We start from the raw sequence: 21,400 nt of genomic DNA, 5'->3' as shown, positions 1-21,400 counted from the left end.
ATCGCAAATTGCGATTTTTAACAGAAGAAAAAACACTCTTTAAAGACCCTTCAAAGTCCCTTTAAAGCCCCCTTGAAAACCCTTTGAAAAAAAATCAATTGGTGCAAAACGAGATGGCAAGCTACAGGCAAGCTACAATGCATATAAAAATCCAGTGGCGGAGGGGGTGGGATTCGAACCCACGGTACAGTCTCCTGCACGCCGGTTTTCAAGACCGGTGCCTTAAACCGCTCGGCCACCCCTCCAAATGAGATATGCTTCCTTTTACAAATTTTTCATAAAAGGTCAATTACTTATATATGTTTTAAACGCTTTTAGTAACATTGCTTGAGTTTAAATTTAAAGTAAATTCTCATTTTCTGATTATTTTTGTTAATCAAACATCTCTTTTAAAGCTAAAAAATTAAAAAAATGAAAATAAACATAAAAATTATTATAAAGTTTAAACTTTTTTAATTTACGTTATTAATTTTGTAAAAATAATTCAGTTGTACAGAGACAATTGAAATTCCAAGGTTTTTAGTAAACTATTCAATTCGTTAATATAATAGTTACTTTATGAATCTTGCTCCTTAGAAAATGGTTTAGTTTGTGTTATTGAATAACAGCATTAACAGTTTATTATTTTATAATTAGCTGTTAGCGTTGCTACTTTTGCTAAACTTATTTAAATACAGAGAATTGCAATCGCTGAATAAGTTTTGGAACTGTTTTTGTATTTTTTGAAAAAAAAATTTATTAGTGTCTGAAGGGTTTTCGAATTAATATTGATCATGTGCTTTTCCTAAAACATTTTGATAAACTTAAACGATGATCCCTATTGGATATATAGGTGGTTTATTTTAACTACTCGTCTTCAAGGTTTGTAACGTGCATTAATATAGTAATTTTATATAAATCTCCTGTATAACTAATGTATTATGAACTTTAATTTTAAATTTCAGTTCTTCTCAAAAGCCCATTTTTTCTTTGAATAAAAGTTTGTTATTGATCCTTTCCCTCTTTAGCTTAAATTGCTAATAACACGTTTTATTTTTTAAATTTTTAATGTATCGGATGATTTCACTTCTTGATTCCATAACGGTTATTATGATCATTATTAAAGTGTAACAAATAGAGCGAATTTTGATAAATTTCGCTTATTTATTAATGTTTCTTTATTTTGATATATATATACTGAGAAGATAAGCGATTTGAAGTGGGAATAATCTAGATATCATCTTTCTCAAATCTGACCTAGGAACAAAACAATACCTTTTCGTAAACAATAAAATATAATAGCTCAAAAAACTTTGCAGACTATTTTTTAAGATACTAAAGAGAATAAGGATTTTTATAGCATTTTTACCTTTTCTAAAAATCCATTTCTATTAATATAGAAGGCAAAATTATTGAGACAATGTGTTGAATGACAATACTGCGCCGAAGAAGATAATTACAAAAGCATTCAAGCCGTGCGTAAACAAGAGAGAAAGTGTGCACATGCGCCTTAACAATTTTGTAAAGCAAGCAAAGGGTTTAAGCGTTTTCTTTAATACAGCGAAAACTATTAAAAGCGGTATGAGTTTAAAGAAGACGCGTCATGCGAGTTTGACAGCATCTACCTCGAAAAGTGTACGTTTTGAAAAGTATTGTCTTATACTTCATCATTTGGTGATAAAAAATTAATTTAAAGCTTAAAATAAATTGTTTAATATAATGAAATAATTTGATTTTTTATCAAAACATTCATGACAACGTTGATTTTTAATACTATAATGTACGCATGTTAGATAAAAAAACATCTTGCATATCAGAAACAGAGATTGAGATATAGGCTGCTTTACAGGAATGGCAAGCACTAAAGGGGAAAATACATATTATTTATAATTTTCCAGATTATAAAATTATAGCCAGATACCAGCAGGTACTTTTTACCAATGTTGATATGATAAAGACAAATCGGCGTACAGTGATTACAATACGTTTATGCACTGTGAGAGTATCTAAATTGATATGACTGAGTACCGTCATAGATAAGCAGAAGATGTCAACCATTCAATCTTTAGAAGCAAAAAGTAAAATTATGTTACGATGAGAGAAGGCACGTATGGATATGAACTTTTTTAAACATGATGCTTTTTCAACAACCACAATGATGAAAGCGATTGAAAATTATGAATTTCAGCCAGGTTTGATTGGTTCTTTTGATCTTTTTGAGGAGGTTGAAACCAGCGATAGATTTATCAATATAAAAAACATAACAATGTGTTGCAGATTCAAGCGCGCTCACATAGGATACCTGTATTTGAAAATAACAAAAATGATTGCAACTCTCACTCCCGTATTTATGAAAGCTCGTATTGTTATAAAAGTGACATTATTAGAGCAGATGAGTTCCAGAACTGGGTAAAAGTTAAAGGAGAAGATTGTCTTGAAACAGCGATGAAATATATCGCTCGCAAATAAAAGAAGCTGATTTCTGAAATTGAACTGACATGGGAGAATATGCAGCTTGGTGCTATTCAAGGTGTTGTTCTTGATGCTGATGGATCGGTGATTGTTGATTGGTATAAGGAATGGGAAATCAAGCCGCCAGAGCCACTCGATTTTAAACTAAACAATGAGACAACAGATGTTGCGGATATTGTCGATCAAGTTGTTACGAAAATGATTGGGGCATCAAAGGGTGCCTTTACGGATCGTTCACGGATTATTGGTCTTTGTGGAAATGAATTCTTTTCTAAATTAAAAAATCATAAAACAATTCGTGAAACCTATTTAAATACCGCCTTAGCGCAGACGTTAAATAGTGCAGGGGGTGTTACAACACCAAGTGCTATTGGGGCGGGGAGCTTTGGCAGTTTTGACTTTGCTGGGGTGACTTTTATTAATTACCGAAGCATTCATAACTATAGCGTTAAGGCTAAAGCTGGGACAAAACGTGCAATAGGAATTAAGCCTGATGAATGCCAATTCTTCCCTGTTGATGCACCCGGTGTGTTCCAGAAAACCTTTGCTCCAGGGGAATCTTTAGATTTTGCCAATACAATTGGAAAGCCTCTTTATACCATGCTGATAGTCGATCACGACCGTAATGCGTGGGTCAAGCCTGAAGTGTACAGCTATCCGCTTTATATTTGCACGCGTCCTGAAATGCTCTTTAAAGGCGTTATAGGAGCGAAATAATGTTATGGCACGGGTTGCTCAAGCAAATGGTGAAAGATGTACGCAACACCTTTGGGCAGCCTGTTGTCTACACGCGAAAAGAGACAGGGCAGTCTTTTGATATTACAGCAATTTACAGTATCAAGCATTCAGAATCGGAAGCGGGCGGCAGAACACTCACGACAATTCCAAGAAAAGAGCTGGATGTTTGTATTAATGACATTGGTGGGGTGCCTCCAAGCCTTCAGGATAGTGTTGTTATTTATTATAGAGCTTGAAAATATTACAAATAACGAAGTGCCCCTTTTCAAGAACACTTCATTGTGCCGGATGTACAAGCTTTAAAATCTGGCGTATATAAGTTCAGTTTGCGTCATGATTCCTTCATTTAATAAGTTGTTTTGATTATCCTGCTTAGAGTTATATTCTATTCCCGATAATCAGTAGGTTCAGTAAATAAAGTAACTTTTAATCTTGTTGACAGAATAATAAACATTGACGAGTTTATTTAGACTCGATAGTTGAAGGTGTTTTTGATAGGATGAAATATGACGCTACAATCACTTTTACGGACATATCGTGATGAAGCGCGTACCGAACGAGAGAAGGGTACATATTTTGAGCGTTTTTCTCTTGCGTATCTGACACATGATCCTCTCCAATTAAAACAGTATGAAAAGGTTCAAACTTTTAAAGATTGGGCTCATGAAAATGGTTGGGATGGTCGTGATACCGGTATCGATCTTGTGGCAAAGATTCGTGATGAAGATGGTTTTGCAGCAATCCAATGTAAATTTTATGATGCAGCGTATCGGATTAGGAAAGAGGACATTGATAGTTTTATTGCATCATCAGGTAAGGCTCCGTTCAAGCGACGTGTGGTTATAGACAGTACTGTAAATGCTTGGAGTGAAAATGCTGAAGCAATGATAAGAGGGCAGGCTATTCCTGTTATACGAATTAGTCTTTCTGATATGCAAAAAAGCCCGATTCATTGGAAAATTTTTGCTGCTAAAGGCAAAATTATATTGGATGATAAAAAGAAACTTCGTCCGCATCAATTGGAGGCATTGCATTGTGTGCGGGCTGGACTTGCTGAAGCAGATCGCGGCAAGCTCATTATGGCTTGTGGTACCGGTAAGACATTTACCAGTCTTAAGATTGCTGAAGATTTAGCGGGTAAAGGGAAGTTTGTCTTGTTTCTTGTGCCATCCTTGGCTTTAATGTCACAGACTGTGCGTGAATGGACAACGGATGCAGAAATCAGATTACGGTCCTTTGCGGTATGTTCAGATACACAGGTTGGAAAGCGTCGTAAAAATACTCATGATATTGCCGAAATTGATATATTTGATCTTGCTTTTCCAGCAACAACTGATGCAGCTAAACTCTCAGAACGTGTGAAGGGTGGTGTCGCAGATGAGATGACCGTTGTGTTTGCAACTTATCAATCCATTCAGGTGATTGCTGATGCTCAGAAATACTATGGTTTTCCAACATTTGATCTTATCATTTGTGATGAAGCCCATCGTACAACAGGTGCAACGTTGACGGGAGAGGATGAATCCAATTTTGTTAAGGTGCATTCTAATGATGTTATTTGTGCCAAGAAGCGCCTTTATATGACAGCAACGCCACGCATTTTTGGTGATAACGCGAAAAGCCGTGCGAATGAAACAAATGTGGTTCTTGCGTCGATGGATGATGAAAAGCTCTTTGGCAAAACGCTTTTTTATCGTGGTTTTTCATGGGCAGTACAAAATGGTCTTTTAACTGATTACAAAGTTATTGTACTAGCAATGGACGAGAAACTTGTGAGTTCAGCTGTTCAGAATCGTCTTAGTGATATTGATTCTGAGCTTGTTCTTGATGATGCAACAAAGATTGTCGGGTGTTATAAGGCGCTCACAAAACAAGACGTAAAAGCTGATGTTGGGACTGATCTATATCCTATGCATCGTGTTTTAGCATTTTGTAAAGATATTCGTAGTTCTAAACTGGTTCGTGATGAGTTTTCTGCGGTTATCAAAGAATATCTTGATTATACCAATAAAGAGGAAACTGAAAAAGGCTCATGTTTAGAATGTGAGGTTAAACATGTTGATGGCACTTTCAATGTGAAGGATCGTGGTGCATTACTTGATTGGCTAAAAGCCGATATTGATAATAATGTTTGTCGTATTTTAACCAATGCCCGTTGTTTATCTGAGGGAGTAGATGTTCCAGCTCTTGATGCGATCATTTTCTTTAACCCACGCAAAAGTCAGATTGATGTTGTTCAAGCAGTCGGGCGCGTGATGCGTCGCTTTGAAGGCAAAAAGATGGGGTATGTCATTTTGCCAATTGGTATTTCTTCTGATATTCCGGTGGAACAGACATTAAACAATAATGAGAAGTATAGGGTTGTCTGGCAAATTTTGAATGCTTTGCGTGCTCATGATGATCGTTTTAATTCTACGATTAATAAGGCATCCTTAGGGCAAGATGTAAGCAGCATGATTGAGATTATTGGTGTTACTCAAAGCACTGAGTTACAGGCTGTTACTGCGGTTGTAGAAAACCTTCCTGTTCGATCACAACCTGAACGGTCGGGAATTGGAACACCGGAGTATGACCATGTTATTACAGATATGGTACAAGGGGAGCTTTCTTTTTCTGTAAACGAACTTTCTCGTGCTATCATGGCAAAGATCGTCAAAAAGTGTGGTACGCGTGATTATTGGGAAGATTGGGCGAGCAATATTGCTGAAATTGCCAAAAATCATATTACGCGTTTAACAGGAATTTTAGCAGAACCAGACACTAAGGTTCGTCAAGCCTTTGATAAATTTATAGCAGAACTGCGTGATGACTTAAACTATACTATTACAGAGGCTGATGCGATTGAGATGTTGGCACAGCATATCATCACGCGTCCTGTGTTTCAGGTGTTGTTTGAAGAGTATAAGTTTACGCGTGAGAACCCTGTATCGCGTGCTATGCAGCGTATACTCGATGTGCTTGATGGGGCAAATCTTAATAAGGAATCCAAAGATCTTGAGAGTTTTTATGCAAGTGTAAAATTGCGAGCAAGTGGAATTACGGATCCACAAGCCAAGCAGAACTTGATTGTAGAGCTTTATGATAAATTTTTCCGTTACGCTTTTCCACGTACTGTAGAAAAACTAGGGATTGTTTACACGCCCGTTGAGATTGTGGATTTTATTATCCACTCAGTGAATGAGATATTACAGGATGAATTTGGGCAAACGCTTGGCTCATCTGGTGTTCACATTATGGATCCCTTTACGGGAACGGGGACTTTTATCACGCGGCTTTTACAGTCGGGTTTGATAAAACCAGAAGAAATGAAGCACAAATTTTGTCATGAAATTCATGCCAATGAAATTGTGCTTTTAGCATATTATATCGCAGCCATTAATATTGAGACGACGTATTATAGTCTCATGGGGGGCGATTATGTCCCGTTTAAGGGAATTTGTCTGACTGATACTTTCCAGCTTTATGAGCAGGAAAAAGACCTGATGAGTGATTTGATGATGGATAATAGTACACGTCGGTCACGTCAGAAGGAACTGGATGTTCGTGTTATTATTGGCAACCCCCCTTATTCGACTCGGCAAAAAAGCGAAAATGACAATGCACAAAATATTAGCTATCCTAAATTAGATCGTCGCATCCGTGAAACCTATGCTGCATTATCCAAAGCAACTTCTGTACAAGTCCTTTATGACAGTTACATTCGTGCAATTCGATGGGCAAGTGATCGCATAAAAGACTGTGGTGTTATCGGTTTTGTTACAGGTTCTGGTTATGCAAAAAAATTAGCAATGGATGGCCTCAGAAAAAAATTGAACGAAGAATTTTCGAGCATTTATGTTCTCAATTTGCGAGGTGATATTCGCAAAAATATGATGAGTAAAGGGGAAGCTCAAGAAGGAGACAACGTATTTGGAAATGGGAGCATGACAGGTATTGCTGTGACACTGTTTATTAAAAATCCAAATATCTCGAAAGATTGCAAAATTTATTATTATGATATTGGTGATAATCTTACAAAAAAAGAGAAACTGTGTGAACTGAAACGATTAGGTAGTGTTGGTGGTATTAAGTGTGAACACGGTTGGCGGTTGATTAAGCCAGATGAGCATGGCGATTGGCTGGATCAGCGCAACAGTGACTTTGAAAAATTTTTAGCGTTAGGTGATAAGAAGAGCAATGATAAAAAGCTTTTTAAAAGTTTTTCTTGTGCTCTTGTAACTAGTCGTGATGCTTGGGCATATAATTTCAGTCGCGATGCTTTAGCTACGAATATGAGCAATATGATCACTTTTTATAACGGTGAAGTAGAACGTTTTAACGCTGCGCATCTACACTCTGACAGCAAAGTACGTACGAATGCTGTGAACGATTTTGTCAATACAGATGCCAAAAAAATCAGTTGGAGTTATGCTCTCAAAAAACAAGTAGCCAGAGGCAAGGTTTTTAAATTTAAAGATACATGCCTTGTTCAGAGTTTTTATCGTCCTTTTACCCGACAGTGGCTCTATTATGATCGCATTTTTACTGAAAACACGTATCAAATGCCGCGGATATTCCCTTTAGAAAAAGTGGTTGAAAACAGGGTAATCCAAATTGCAGGTAAAGGAGCAAGAAGTGGTTTTTCTGTTCTTATGACTAAAGATTTACCTGATTTTGCTGGAATGGAAAATGGTCAATGTTTTCCTCGATATATTTATGAAAATGTTGAGTCCTTAGACAATGAAGAGGGAGGCCAAGTTCATTTGTTTGCAAATTTTGCAAAAGAAAGCAAAACAGCTGGACTACAAAGGCGTGATGCACTTACGGATGAAGGGTTGGCATATTTTAAGGCGGCTTATCCGGGTGAAATAATTACAAAGGATGATCTTTTTTTCTATGTTTATGGAATTTTGCATTCTAAGGATTATCGTGTGCGTTATGCGCATAATCTATCCAAACAATTGCCACGTATTCCGACTGTTAAAAAGGTAGAAGACTTTTGGACATTTGTTACAGCTGGTAGAAGGCTTGGCTATTTGCATATGAATTATGAAGAAGTTGAGCCATATCCCGTTACATATAAACAGGGTGATCCAAGCACTTGGATTATTCCTGATGAAGTGAATTTTTATCGTGTTGAAACAATGAAATTTGCTGGTAAACGCGGTGCACTTGACAAAAGTACAGTGATTTATAATGCGCATATCACTATGCAAAATATTCCTCTTGAAGCTTATGATTATATAGTAAATGGCAAGCCTGCTCTCGAATGGGTTATGGAGCGTCAAGTTATCAAAACTAATAAAGCGAGTGGTCTTGTCAGTGATGCTAATCGCTATGCTGTTGAAACGGTTGGCAATCCAGCCTATCCCTTAGAATTGTTTCAACGGGTTATTACTGTAAGCTTAGAAACAATGAAAATTGTTCGCAATCTTCCAAAATTGGAAGTGAGAGAAACTGAAAATATTTAAAAAGTTACTTTTTGTATGCAACATGTGAGTGTTCATGTTTACTGCGTTCTTCTGCTCCATGTTTAAAAAAGAAAAATAGGTAACACTTCTTTTTTGGCTTGAGGCGTGTAAATTTTTCTAATCTTTTCTAAGTAAAAAGTTTGAAATGAACAGGCTAAATCATGATCAGTAATATTAGAAGCATCAACAAAGTTATCTATTACTTCATCCGTTTTGAAAACAGGTATCTGTTTTATTTTAAGGATTATTTATAAAAATAAATCGCTTTTTGAAGTATTCTATTTTCTCTTTACCTTAAAAGATGAGAAAGAGGCTGATACCATAACGTATGTAGATTTAAAGGTATTTACAAATCAATCAACCTAAGAGTTATTATAATCTGCATCCTAAGAGGAAATTAAGACTCAAACGTCCTGTTAATCGATATCAACAATAAGAAAAAAACATAAATAAATAGACAAATTATTCTCGAAGATACGATTCTGCACAATGGTAAATAAATACCAGGAAACGTGTTTTCTTATGAACCCAAGGTTAAGATTTTTCACACATTAATAAACGCTAGGGTTCGGTGGATATAGGCAGGAATTCCCATAATGAAAGGTGAAGAAGTGAATGATCTTCGGGAGGTGCTAAAATACAAAAAAAAGAAGTCAATATAATTAGCTGGAATTAAGGCATGTTGGATGACATCAAATTTACGATTCTCTATGGGGTTTGAAGCGGTACATATCGGCTTGCCGACGTCTAATGTTCGTCTCAGTCACAGTGTTAGAAAAAATAAAAACTGGCTGTTAAAGACCGCTGTTGATTTGGTGAAATATACCAAAGAAAGAGACAGTTTTGTATCAATCAGTGCTGAAGAATGTAGAATGAACCAGATTTACATTTTCTTCAATAGTATGCAGCCATTGTTTATAAGTCGTTTGAAATTATCTGACATTATTATCTGACATTATTGGAATTCTTAATAGTGCCGCTTATGCCGAACATGGAAAGACGATTGCTGGCGATTATCCTATAAACGCAGTGTCAAATACTTGGCTGGTTAGAAGAAAGAACAACATATTTATAGTTCATAAACGGTATAGGAAAGCGTGCCAGCATGCCAGATATGGCGCAAATGGTAGTGGTGCTATAATAAGTTTCATAACGTCAGTATTGGAGGTAGATACAACACAACCTCACTTATTTATAGTAATTTTGATTTTTTACAGGAAATGAGCGATGGCTTTGGAGGCAATCCAGAAAAAGTTACTCTACATACGCACAATTGGACGATGACAATCCCCTCTGAATCTTTCATTGGAATGAGTCGTTCCTCAACTCAGGCGCAACGTGCCATTGCTAGATATGGGGATGAGTATTTGCAGAAATTGGTTACATTAGTAAAGCAATATGAAGTGCAGGAAAATTCGGAGCTTTTATATCGAAGTGAACTATACATGTACACAAGATAATCTTACATTTACAGTTACTTCTGCCCATGTCAAATCAGCTGAGGAAGAGGATGTATAGGAAACTTAGCTTTATTTTTTACAAAAATACAGATTATTGATGCTAACAATCTTCCTCTAATATTTAAACACTACCCTGATACTTTAGCTTATTTAGATGCTTAATGTACAGAATTCTTTTCAGTTTGTGGTGGCTGCTCAAAGAATCAGATCAAATTTGCGGAGATTTAAAGGGTTGGATACTATACCCTCAAACATGGGCTGATTCTTTACTAAATATTAATATCAGCCAATAAGTTGTCTATGCACCGACGTCTTTCAAATTATTTATGTCTCCGATTTCGGCATTCTGATGATTTTTTTTACAAGCAGCTTGTAAAACTCGACATCTTCCATTCATGCTAGAAACATAAGAATGTTTGTTTTCGTTTTAAAAAGATTCAGGTTACACGCTCACATCATTCGGCACAATTTTACGTAATCTTCACTTAAACAGTTTGAATTTCTTTTCGATATGGCAAAATGAGATGTGTCATCCACATCTTATATGCTTTCATAAAGATTGGAAAAAGATTTGTTCCTGTTTGCATAAAAGACAAATTATTGAATTATATATTTTAGATCAAGAAACAGCGGCAATGTTTTAAAAGAAACCGATTCTTATTGTAAAAATTTTCAAAAAAATTCTTTTAATCTACTTAACTATCAAGCTTATGATATATTTGATAAAGCAATAGTGTCTCTTTCACAACAAGAGTTAAGATGAAAAAAAGGAAGCAATTCATTAAAAAACGATTGTTCAGAGGAACGCTTGAAAGTCTTATTCTCTACCTTTATTTAAGTATCGCACACCTTAATCTTAATAAAGTAAAATCAATAAATTATACGAAATTAAAAAGCAAATGGTGGGCGATGAGAGACTCGAACTCCCGACATCCTCGGTGTAAACGAGGCGCTCTACCAGCTGAGCTAATCGCCCGGTGCAGTGATTTGCAACTAAGTTGGTCCTGTTTAGGAAATTTTTTTTAAAAACGCAAGGACAAAGACCCCTTGAAAAAGAAAAAATTATTTTTTTGTTGTTTATTTGATTTTTTTTAAAAAAATGTTGAATCTTGCTTGACATAAATGTATGAACTCCTTAACACGACGAATTATGCTGATCTAGCTGATCTATTAGATTAGTTTAAAAGATGCGCGGGTGTAGCTCAGTTGGTTAGAGTGCTGGCCTGTCACGCCGGAGGTCGCGGGTTCGAGCCCCGTCACTCGCGCCATTTCAGATTTGTATTTTGCATTGTACATTTTCCATAAAAATATTTAAGACTTTTCTTATAAGAATTTAAACTGAAGCCTAAGTTTCCTATTTTTTTTCTTATGGTTTATGCAAATGAGGACTTGCGTCTTTCTTTTCTCTGCGGTACCTATGTTATTAGAAAATGCCGTGCGGCATGCTCTTAAAAGTTGTACGAGCGGAATTAACAAGCAATTATTCTAATTTATTTGCTTTTTATGAATTGTTGGATAATTGGATTATTTAAGTATCTTGTTAAAGCGGAAGAGGATTATGTCTCATTTATTGAGCTCTTATTTACCGATATTTATTTTCATTATTGTTTCAGCCGTTATCGCTGGAGTTTTGTTGATTATGCCTTATGCAGTAGCTTATCGTTCTCCCGATCCTGAAAAATTATCAGCTTATGAATGTGGGTTTAATTCGTTTGATGATGCTCGCATGAAGTTTGATGTTAGATTTTATTTGGTTTCAATTCTTTTTATTATTTTTGATCTTGAAGTCGCTTTTCTTTTTCCCTGGGCAGTTTCTTTTAATTCGATAGGTATGTTTGGTTTTTGGTCTATGATCATGTTTTTGGCACTTTTAACTATCGGGTTTATATATGAATGGAAAAAAGGAGCTCTGGAATGGGATTAATATCTAATAATTCAGCGATTACGGCTCCGCAACCCAAAGGAATTATTGATCCTAATACTGGGAAATTGGTAGGTTCTGATGATAAGTTTTTCAGTGATATTAATGCTGAATTATCAGATAAAGGTTTTTTGGTTACCTCGGCGGATGCTTTGATTACTTGGGCACGTACTGGATCTTTAATGTGGATGAGTTTTGGGTTAGCTTGTTGCGCTGTTGAAATGATGCAGTGCTCAATGCCTCATTATGATAATGAGCGTTTTGGGTATGCTCCACGTGCTTCACCCCGTCAATCAGATGTGATGGTGGTTGCTGGAACTTTAACAAATAAAATGGCTCCAGCTTTAAGAAAAGTCTATGATCAAATGCCTGAACCGCGTTATGTGATCTCTATGGGGTCATGTGCGAATGGTGGTGGATATTATCACTATTCTTATTCAGTTGTACGTGGGTGTGATCGTATTGTACCTGTGGATATTTATGTTCCTGGATGTCCACCTACTGCAGAGGCATTGTTGTATGGTATATTGTTATTGCAAAAGAAAATTCGCCGTACAGGATCTATAGAACGATAATGATAGGGAGTATTTATCATAATGAGTGAAGCATTTTTTGAACTTGCTGCTTATTTGAAAGATCAATTAAGAGATGCAATTGAAGAAACTGTTTTCGCATTTGGTGAATTAACTGTTGTATCGCGTCTTGAGACAATAACAGATGTTTTAATGTTTGTTCGTGATGATTCTCAGTGTCAGTTTATTAATATTATAGATATTAGTGGTGTTGATTATCCTTTTCGCGATAAACGTTTTGATGTTTCTTATCATTTGTTGTCTCCGCGTCATAATTTACGGTTACGTGTTAAAGTGCGTACTGATGAAAATACTCCTGTTCCTTCTGCATGTTTAGTTTATCCTGGTGCAGAATGGTATGAGCGTGAAACATACGATATGTATGGAATTTTGTTTTCTGGTCATCCCGATTTAAGACGGATTTTGACAGATTATGGGTTTGAGGGGCATCCTTTACGCAAAGATTTTCCTGTTACAGGATTTGTTGAGTGTCGCTATGATAATGAAGTAAAGAGAGTGATTTATGAGCCTGTCGTTTTAAGGCAAGAGATGCGTAATTTTGATTTTCTTTCTCCTTGGGAAGAAGTGCAACATGTTTTTCCACATGAAAAAATAAATGACAAAGAGTAATATTAGGACTGATAAATATAGTATTTAAAAAGATAACTTTTAAATATTTGAATGTTTTTAATACAATAAAGATTTTTATTAATGCTTGATATGAAGTTCGTTTTTAAAAAAGCAAGAGGTTATTAATTGTGGCTGAGGTCAATGTTCGAAACTTTAATATCAATTTTGGTCCGCAACATCCTGCAGCGCATGGAGTTTTGCGTATGGTTTTGGAGTTGGATGGCGAAGTTGTTGAGCGCGTAGATCCACATATTGGATTATTGCATCGCGGCACCGAAAAATTAATGGAAACGAAAACTTATCTTCAGGCTGGTCCTTATCTAGATCGTTTGGATTATGTTGCTCCTATGAATCAGGAGCATGCTTTTGTGCTTGCTATTGAAAAATTATTGGGCATTGAAATTCCTAAACGAGGGCAATTGATACGTGTTCTATTTTCTGAGATTGGACGTATCCTTAATCATTTGCTTAATGTAACAACACAGGCAATGGATGTTGGTGCTTTAACACCTCCGCTTTGGGGATTTGAGCAACGTGAAAAATTAATGATTTTCTATGAACGTGCATGTGGTGCGCGTCTTCATGCAAATTATTTTCGTCCTGGTGGTGTGCATCAAGATTTGCCTGAGTCTTTAATTGAAGATATAGGTAATTTTATTGATCCGTTTCTTGTTGCTCTTGATAAACTTGATGCGCTTATCACTCCAAATCGAATTTTTAAGCAACGCAATGTGGATATTGGAGTGGTGAGCATTGATGAAGCTTGGGCACGCGGTTTTTCAGGAGTAATGATTCGTGGGGCTGGGGTGCCTTGGGATTTACGTAAAAGCCAGCCTTATGAATGTTATGACGAAATGGAGTTTGATATTCCTGTAGGTAAGAATAGTGATTGTTATGATCGTTATCTTATTCGTATGGAAGAAATGCGTCAGTCAGCAAAAATTATGCGTCAATGTGTAAACCGTTTGCTTAGTACGGAAAAAAATGGTCCTATATCGAGCTTAGATCGCAAAATTGTTCCACCAAAACGTGCGGAAATGAAAAGTTCTATGGAAGCACTCATTCATCACTTTAAGCTTTATACAGAGGGTTTTCATACTCCTCCCGGTGAAGTATATGTTGCTGTAGAAGCCCCAAAAGGTGAATTTGGCGTTTATCTAGTTTCTGATGGAAGCAATAAACCTTATCGTGTTAAATTGCGTGCTCCTGGCTTTGCACATCTTCAAGCTATGGATTTTTTAACTAGAGGCCATATGCTAGCAGATGCTACAGCTATTTTGGGTTCGATTGATATTGTTTTTGGGGAGGTTGATCGCTAATGTCTGTTCGTCGTCTTGCAGATGATATTTACCAGCCTAGAGAATTTTCTTTCACAGAAAAAAATCGGATATGGGTACAAGACACCATAAAAAAGTATCCTGTAGGGCGGGAACAATCTGCTGTTATTCCACTATTAATGCGCGCTCAAGAACAGGATGGTTGGGTAACGCGAGCAGCAATTGAGCATGTGGCTCAAATTCTTTCTATGGCTTACATTCGTGTTTTAGAAATTGCAACTTTTTATACTCAATTTCAGCTTCAGCCTGTCGGAACAAAAGCACATATTCAGGTTTGTGGTACAACTCCTTGTATGTTACAGGGTTCAGGTGAATTGATTAAAGTGTGTCAGAAAAAAATTAATCGTGAGCCTTTTGTTACGAACCAGAATGGAACTTTATCATGGGAAGAAGTGGAGTGTCTGGGTGCATGTGTAAATGCTCCCATGGTTATGATTTTTAAAGATACTTATGAAGATTTAACAGCTGAGCGTCTTGAAGAAATTATTGATGCATTTGAAGCTGGTAAAGGCGCTGAAATAGCTGTTGGTCCGCAAAATGGTAGGCATTCATCTGAGCCAATTAGCGGTTTAACCTCTTTAATTGAGAGTGATGAAAAAAAGAAAACATTTAAGTCTTCCAAGAAAAAAGGTAATGTAAAAATGGAAATGTAAAAAGCATTTTCTAAAATAAAAATGCTTTTTATTTTATCTATTTATTTGTGATTAAAAATAAAACATCTTTAAAAAGTTATAAAAGTTGCATTTGAGGAAATACTAAAATGTTACAGGCAAAAGAGAAAAGGGGAGGCATGCTAGCTGATAAAGATCGTATTTTCACCAATCTTTATGGTTTGAAAGATAAATCGTTAAAAGCTGCGATGTTGCGTGGACATTGGGATGGTACTCGAACAATTATAGAAAAAGGCCGCGATTGGATTATTAATGAAGTAAAAGCATCAGGCTTGCGTGGTCGTGGTGGTGCTGGCTTTTCCACAGGAATGAAATGGTCTTTTATGCCAAAACAAAGTGATGGTCGCCCGCATTATTTGGTTGTAAATGCAGATGAATCAGAGCCTGGAACATGTAAGGATCGTGACATTTTACGGCATGATCCCCATACTTTAATTGAAGGATGCGTTATTGCTACTTTTGCTATGGGAGCTAACGTTGCTTTTATTTATATTCGTGGCGAGTATATTCGTGAGCGTGAAGCTCTTCAAGCTGCTGTTGATGAATGTTATGATGCTGGTTTGCTTGGTAAAAAAACCAAATATGGGCATGATTGCGATATTATTATCCATCATGGTGCTGGTGCTTACATTTGTGGTGAAGAAACAGCACTTCTTGAAAGTCTTGAAGGTAAAAAAGGGCAGCCACGACTTAAACCGCCATTTCCTGCAAATATGGGAATTTATGGCTGTCCGACAACAGTAAATAATGTAGAGTCTATTGCAGTTGTTCCAACAATTTTGCGCCGAGGTGCGTCATGGTTTTCATCGATAGGGCGTGCAAATAATACTGGAACTAAGTTATTTATGGTTTCTGGGCATGTTAATGCACCTTGTACATTTGAAGAAGCTCTTGGTGTTTCTTTTCGTGAACTAATTGAAAAACATACTGGAGGTATTCGTGGCGGATGGGACAATCTTTTAGCAGTCATTCCAGGTGGGGCTTCGTGTCCGGTTGTTCGTGGTGAAGATATGATTGATGCGATCATGGATTTTGACGGAATGTGTGATGTAGGGTCTTCTTTTGGGACAGGTGGTATGATTGTTATGGATAAATCAACCGATATTATTAAAGCAATTTGGCGTATAGCAGTTTTTTTTAAGCATGAAAGCTGTGGTCAGTGTACACCGTGTCGTGAAGGTACTGGCTGGATGATGCGTCTTTTAGGACGTATGGTTGAGGGAAGAGCTCAAAAACGTGAGATTGATCTTTTATTTGAGGTTTCTAAACAAGTTGAAGGACACACCATTTGTGCTCTTGGTGATGCAGCCGCATGGCCTGTGCAGGGATTGATACGTAACTTTCGTTCAGAAATTGAAAATAGAATCGATAATTATACGAGAAATGCTGTTCAAAGAAAAAATATTGCTTTAAAAGCTGTTATATAAAAATTTATTTTTAAATAGCGAAATGAAAATTTAGGTAAATTATCCGCAGGCTGGATGAATGATGATAAATATCAAAGTTGATGGTAAAGAGATTGAAGTCCCTGATTATTATACGTTGCTTCAGGCTGCTGAAGCTGCGGGTGTTGAGGTGCCGCGTTTTTGTTTTCATGAATCTTTATCAGTTGCTGGAAATTGTCGTATGTGCTTGGTTGAGGTTAAAGGAGGACCTCCTAAACCTCAAGCTTCTTGTGCTATGGGGGTTCGTGATTTACGTTTAGGTCCTAATGGTGAAGCCCCTGAAATTTTTACCAATACGGCAATGGTAAAAAAAGCACGTGAAGGTGTAATGGAGTTTCTTCTTATAAATCATCCTTTAGATTGTCCTGTATGCGATCAAGGTGGGGAATGTGACCTTCAAGATCAAGCAATGCTTTATGGTCGTAATTGCTCTCGTTATACGGAGAATAAACGTGCTGTAGAAGATAAATATATTGGACCACTTGTAAAGACTGTTATGACACGGTGTATTCATTGTACACGTTGTGTACGTTTTACAACGGAAGTTGCAGGTATTTCTGAACTTGGTTTAATTGGTCGTGGCGAAGATGCTGAAATTACGACATATCTTGAAAAAGCAATAACATCTGAATTACAAGGAAATATTATTGATCTTTGTCCGGTAGGAGCTTTGACTTCAAAGCCTTATGCATTTCATGCTCGTCCATGGGAATTGGTTAAAACAGAATCAATCGATGTAATGGATGCTATTGGTAGCGCTATTCGTATTGATAGTCGCGGTCGCGAAGTGATGCGAATTATGCCGCGTATAAATGAAGATGTAAATGAAGAATGGATTTCTGATAAAACGCGTTTTATTTGGGATGGTTTACGTACTCAGCGACTTGATAAGCCATATGTGCGCAAAAATGGTAAACTTCAGCCTGTGAGTTGGACAGAAGCTTTTGCTCAAATTAAAATGATGGTTTCAAAAACAATTCCAGAAAAAATTGCAGCGATTGCCGGTGATCTTGCATCTGTTGAGGAAATGTATGCATTAAAAACCTTATTAACTTCGTTAGGTTCAAAAGCGTTTGATTGTCGCCAAGGGGGAATGGTTTTATCTCCTCAATTTGGTCGTTCAAGTTATATTTTCAATCCAACCATTGCAGGTATAGAACAAGCTGATGCATTGCTTATTGTAGGATCTAACCCGCGTTATGAAGCCGCAGTTTTAAATGCGCGTATTTTAAAGCGTAAACGGATGGGACAGTTCCCCATTGCATTAATTGGAGAAAAAGCTGATTTGCGTTATCCATATTCTCATCTTGGCACTGGGACTGATGCATTAAATGCATTAATTTGTGGAGAGGATGCGTTTTTAAATGTATTAAAGGAAGCTGAAAGACCTCTTATTCTTATTGGGGAAGGGGCAGTTTCAGGTAAAGAAGGTTTATCTGTTTTAAAAAGTCTTGCAAAATTAGCTGATAGTGTTGGAGCTCTTAGTGAAACATGGAATGGATTTGCTGTCCTTCATAACGCTGCGTCAATTGTTGGTGGATTGGATATTGGCTTTACTTCTGAGCTTGGTGTAAAAAATATTGTTGAAACTTGTGAAGTGTTATTTTTACTTGGTGCTGATGAGATAAACCTATCAGATAAAAAAGCATTTATAATTTATATAGGCAGTCATGGTGATAATGGTGCACATATTGCTGATGTTATTTTGCCTGCATCAGCTTATACTGAGAAATCAGGGATTTATGTAAATACAGAAGGACGCGTTCAAATGACAAATCGGGCCGGTTTTGCCCCAGGTGAAGCAAAAGAGGACTGGGCTATCTTGCGTGCTTTATCAGATATTTTAGGACACAAACTTCCCTTTGATACACTTTCTCAATTACGACAAAATTTATTTAACGATTATCCACATTTTTGCGCCATTGATGATATCGAACCTTCCGATGTTAATGATCTTAAAACGCTTGGTTCACAAAAGTGTGTTTTAGCAACACAACAAGCATTTACTTCTATAATTAAAGATTTTTATTTGACAAATCCAATAGCACGTGCTTCTGCAGTTATGGCGGAATGTTCATCGCTTGCAAAGAGTCGTGCTATGCAGACTGTAGAGTAAGAGCAGGGAGGGAAGGAGTAATTATGCATGATTTCTTTGTGACCTGGTTATCGCCATTATTCATTGTAATTGGGAAAACGCTTCTTCTTCTTGTTGTTCTTTTAATTTTAATTGCGTATCTTCTTTATGCAGATAGAAAAATTTGGGCCGCTGTACAATTGCGACGTGGTCCAAATGTTGTTGGTCCATGGGGTTTGTTACAATCTTTTGCAGATTTAATTAAATTTGTTGTTAAAGAACCTATTATTCCTGCTGGTGCTAATAAGGGCGTCTTTCTTTTAGCCCCTTTTGTTTCTGCTACCCTTGCGTTATCAAGTTGGGCAGTAGTTCCAGTTAACGAAGGTTGGCAAATTGCAAAAATAAATGTTGGTTTGTTATATATATTAGCTATTTCCTCTCTTGAAGTCTATGGCGTTATTATGGGAGGTTGGGCATCAAATTCAAAATATCCTTTTTTAGGCGCTTTGCGTTCAGCTGCGCAGATGATTTCATATGAAGTTTCAATTGGATTTGTGCTCGTAACTGTTATTTTAGTAAGCGGCTCATTGGATCTTACAACGATTGTTCATAAACAAACTTCTGGGATTGGTACGATTCTCGGTCTTCCTTTTAACAGTTTTCTTGATTGGAATTGGTTAGCCCTTTTTCCAATGTTTATTATATTTTTTATTTCTGCACTCGCAGAAACAAATCGCCCACCATTTGATTTAGTTGAAGCAGAATCTGAACTTGTCGCAGGTCACATGGTGGAATATTCTTCAACTCCTTATATGCTTTTTTTCCTTGGTGAATACGTTGTTATTGTTTTAATGTGTGCATTAACAACTATTTTATTTTTGGGGGGATGGTTACCTATTTTAGATGTTTGGTGGCTTAATTGGATTCCTGGTATTATTTGGTTTGTTTTAAAAGTTTGTTTTGTGTTTTTTTGGTTTGCCATGGTTAAAGCTTTTGTTCCACGTTATCGTTATGATCAGTTAATGCGACTTGGTTGGAAGGTGTTTCTTCCTCTTTCATTAGCAATGGTTGTTATAACTGCTACTTTTTTAAAATTCACAGGTTTAGCTTAAAAGGAGGGTTACGGTGTCAAATTTTATTCGGGCAGCAAAATCACTCCTTTTGTTGGAGTTTATAAGTGCTTTTTTCCTAGCAATGCGTCAATTTTTTTCACCAAAACCAACTATTAATTACCCATATGAGAAGGGCTTTGTCTCTCAGCGTTTTCGTGGTGAACATGCGTTACGTCGTTACCCTAATGGTGAAGAGCGCTGTATTGCGTGTAAATTATGTGAAGCAATTTGTCCTGCACAAGCAATCACAATTGAGGCAGGTCCACGGCGTAATGATGGTACACGTAGAACTGTTCGTTACGACATTGATATGGTCAAGTGTATTTATTGTGGTTTTTGTCAAGAAGCTTGTCCTGTTGAAGCTATTGTTGAAGGTCCTAATTTTGAGTTTGCAACAGAGACACGTGAAGAACTTTATTATGATAAAGAAAAGCTTTTAATGAATGGAGATCGTTGGGAACGAGAAATTGCTCGGAATATATTGATGGATGCGCCTTATCGTTAAGTGTATCAAATGAGTAATCGGATAATTTTTCCGATAAATTTTAATCTGGTATAAATTATTGTACCAATTATTTTGTAAAGTAAGGAGAGGGCTGTGCTAACAGATCTAGCGGCGGCATTTTTCTATTTGTTTTCTTTCATTATGCTTTTAAGTGCAATTATTGTCATTACTGCACGAAATCCAGTGCATTCAGTTTTATTTTTAATATTAGCATTTTTTAATGCTGCAGCTTTATTTATATTAGCAGGAGCAGAATTTTTAGGACTTCTTTTGCTCGTCGTTTATGTTGGTGCAGTAGCGGTTTTGTTTTTATTTGTAGTTATGATGCTTGATGTTGATTTTGCTGAACTAAAAAGTGGTGCACTTCGATATGCTCCTATTGGTTTTGTTATCGGAGCAGTTATTGCAGCAGAACTTATCGCGGTTTTTGTGAATAGTCATTTTCCTTCAGTTCTTAAAGCGCATGTTATTCAACCAATGCCAAATTTAGTACAACGAACAAACTCACAAGCATTAGGTGATATTCTTTATACAGATTATGTTTTTTATTTTGAGCTTGCTGGAATAATTTTATTGGTTGCAATGATTGGTGCTATTGTTTTAACTCTTCATCATAAATCGGGTGTAAAACGACAATCTATTTCCGTGCAAGTTTCAAGAACAGTAGAGAGTGCTATTGAAATTAAAAAAGTTAAATCAGGCAAAGGGATTTAAGGGGAAAACTATGCACATTGATATTGCTCATTATCTTACTGTGTCTGCTTTAATGTTTACAATTGGCATTGCTGGGATTTTTTTAAACAGAAAAAATGTAATTATCATTCTTATGTCAATTGAACTTATATTGCTTTCCGTGAATCTTAATTTTGTTGCATTTTCAGCATTTCTTCATGATCTGATTGGTCAAATATTTGCTTTATTTGTTTTAACGGTAGCAGCTGCAGAAGCTGCAATTGGTTTAGCAATTCTTGTGGTTTTCTTCCGTAATCGTGGTTCTATTGCGGTTGAAGATGTTAATGTTATGAAAGGCTAAT

12 protein-coding genes, 3 tRNA genes and 4 pseudogenes are annotated in these 21,400 nt (G+C 36.5%); 17 read left to right on the top strand and 2 right to left on the bottom strand.

From position 1 onward, the window contains the following. Nucleotides 1–155 precede the first annotated feature (155 nt). Nucleotides 156–245, bottom strand: a tRNA-Ser gene (locus V4P55_RS02305). Nucleotides 246–2,089: 1,844 nt separating this feature from the next. Here V4P55_RS02305 and V4P55_RS02300 point away from each other — a divergent pair. The 5 genes and pseudogenes from V4P55_RS02300 to V4P55_RS02280 all read left to right on the top strand — a co-directional run. Further along, nucleotides 2,090–2,219: pseudogene (locus tag V4P55_RS02300) on the top strand (major capsid protein); the annotation flags it as partial. A 184-nt stretch (nt 2,220–2,403) separates the two neighbouring features. Next, nucleotides 2,404–3,168 (top strand): annotated as a pseudogene (locus tag V4P55_RS02295) (major capsid protein); the annotation flags it as partial. Then, nucleotides 3,168–3,539, top strand: a pseudogene (locus V4P55_RS02290) (head-tail joining protein). The pseudogenes V4P55_RS02295 and V4P55_RS02290, both read left to right, overlap by 1 nt. 156 nt (nt 3,540–3,695) lie before the next feature. Continuing rightward, nucleotides 3,696–8,639: a DEAD/DEAH box helicase gene (locus V4P55_RS02285; protein WP_455474838.1), complete on the top strand. Its 4,944-nt coding sequence runs from the start codon at nt 3,696–3,698 to the stop codon at nt 8,637–8,639. A gap of 1,184 nt (nt 8,640–9,823) precedes the next feature. Beyond that, nucleotides 9,824–10,099 (top strand): annotated as a pseudogene (locus V4P55_RS02280) (class I SAM-dependent methyltransferase); the annotation flags it as partial. 900 nt (nt 10,100–10,999) lie between these two features. On the opposite strand, the gene V4P55_RS02275 reads toward V4P55_RS02280, so the two are convergent. After that, nucleotides 11,000–11,075: transfer RNA gene (locus V4P55_RS02275), tRNA-Val, on the bottom strand. Between the two features lie 215 nt (nt 11,076–11,290). Between V4P55_RS02275 and V4P55_RS02270 the strand changes: the two genes are divergently transcribed. The 12 genes from V4P55_RS02270 to nuoK all read left to right on the top strand — a co-directional run bounded on the left by V4P55_RS02270 (nt 11,291) and on the right by nuoK (nt 21,399). Continuing rightward, nucleotides 11,291–11,367 (top strand) — tRNA-Asp (locus V4P55_RS02270). Between the two features lie 290 nt (nt 11,368–11,657). After that, nucleotides 11,658–12,023: an NADH-quinone oxidoreductase subunit A gene (locus tag V4P55_RS02265; protein WP_455474837.1), complete on the top strand. Its 366-nt coding sequence runs from the start codon at nt 11,658–11,660 to the stop codon at nt 12,021–12,023. Continuing rightward, nucleotides 12,014–12,595, top strand: coding sequence for a NuoB/complex I 20 kDa subunit family protein (locus tag V4P55_RS02260; protein WP_455474836.1), 582 nt, complete (start codon nt 12,014–12,016; stop codon nt 12,593–12,595). The genes V4P55_RS02265 and V4P55_RS02260 overlap by 10 nt, the downstream gene beginning before the upstream one ends. Nucleotides 12,596–12,616: 21 nt before the next feature. Then, entirely contained in the window at nt 12,617–13,222 is a 606-nt protein-coding gene (locus V4P55_RS02255) for an NADH-quinone oxidoreductase subunit C (protein ID WP_455474835.1), read from the top strand. 128 nt (nt 13,223–13,350) lie between these two features. Beyond that, nucleotides 13,351–14,541, top strand: a complete 1,191-nt coding sequence (locus V4P55_RS02250; RefSeq protein WP_455474834.1) for an NADH-quinone oxidoreductase subunit D — start codon at nt 13,351–13,353, stop codon at nt 14,539–14,541. After that, a complete protein-coding gene (gene nuoE, locus V4P55_RS02245) occupies nt 14,541–15,212 on the top strand; it encodes an NADH-quinone oxidoreductase subunit NuoE (RefSeq protein WP_455474833.1) in 672 nt (223 codons plus the stop codon). The genes V4P55_RS02250 and nuoE overlap by 1 nt, the downstream gene beginning before the upstream one ends. A gap of 137 nt (nt 15,213–15,349) precedes the next feature. After that, on the top strand, nt 15,350–16,657 hold the full coding sequence (gene nuoF / locus V4P55_RS02240) for an NADH-quinone oxidoreductase subunit NuoF (protein WP_455475101.1): 1,308 nt from the start codon (nt 15,350–15,352) through the stop codon (nt 16,655–16,657). Nucleotides 16,658–16,718: 61 nt separating this feature from the next. Continuing rightward, a complete protein-coding gene (gene nuoG / locus V4P55_RS02235; RefSeq protein WP_455475100.1) occupies nt 16,719–18,791 on the top strand; it encodes an NADH-quinone oxidoreductase subunit NuoG in 2,073 nt (690 codons plus the stop codon). Nucleotides 18,792–18,814: 23 nt separating this feature from the next. Next, nucleotides 18,815–19,861 (top strand): NADH-quinone oxidoreductase subunit NuoH, encoded by a 1,047-nt coding sequence (gene nuoH / locus V4P55_RS02230; RefSeq protein WP_455474832.1) that lies wholly within the window; start codon nt 18,815–18,817, stop codon nt 19,859–19,861. A 13-nt stretch (nt 19,862–19,874) separates the two neighbouring features. Next, nucleotides 19,875–20,366, top strand: coding sequence for an NADH-quinone oxidoreductase subunit NuoI (nuoI, locus tag V4P55_RS02225; protein ID WP_455474831.1), 492 nt, complete (start codon nt 19,875–19,877; stop codon nt 20,364–20,366). Between the two features lie 93 nt (nt 20,367–20,459). After that, complete coding sequence (locus V4P55_RS02220; RefSeq protein WP_455474830.1) at nt 20,460–21,080, top strand: NADH-quinone oxidoreductase subunit J; 621 nt, start codon at nt 20,460–20,462, stop codon at nt 21,078–21,080. Nucleotides 21,081–21,090: 10 nt separating this feature from the next. Next, nucleotides 21,091–21,399: an NADH-quinone oxidoreductase subunit NuoK gene (gene nuoK, locus V4P55_RS02215; RefSeq protein ID WP_455474829.1), complete on the top strand. Its 309-nt coding sequence runs from the start codon at nt 21,091–21,093 to the stop codon at nt 21,397–21,399. The last annotated feature ends 1 nt before the right edge of the window (nt 21,400 follow it).

The organism is Bartonella sp. B30(2025) (assembly GCF_053793825.1).
This window is presented reverse-complemented; position numbering and strand designations above follow the sequence as displayed.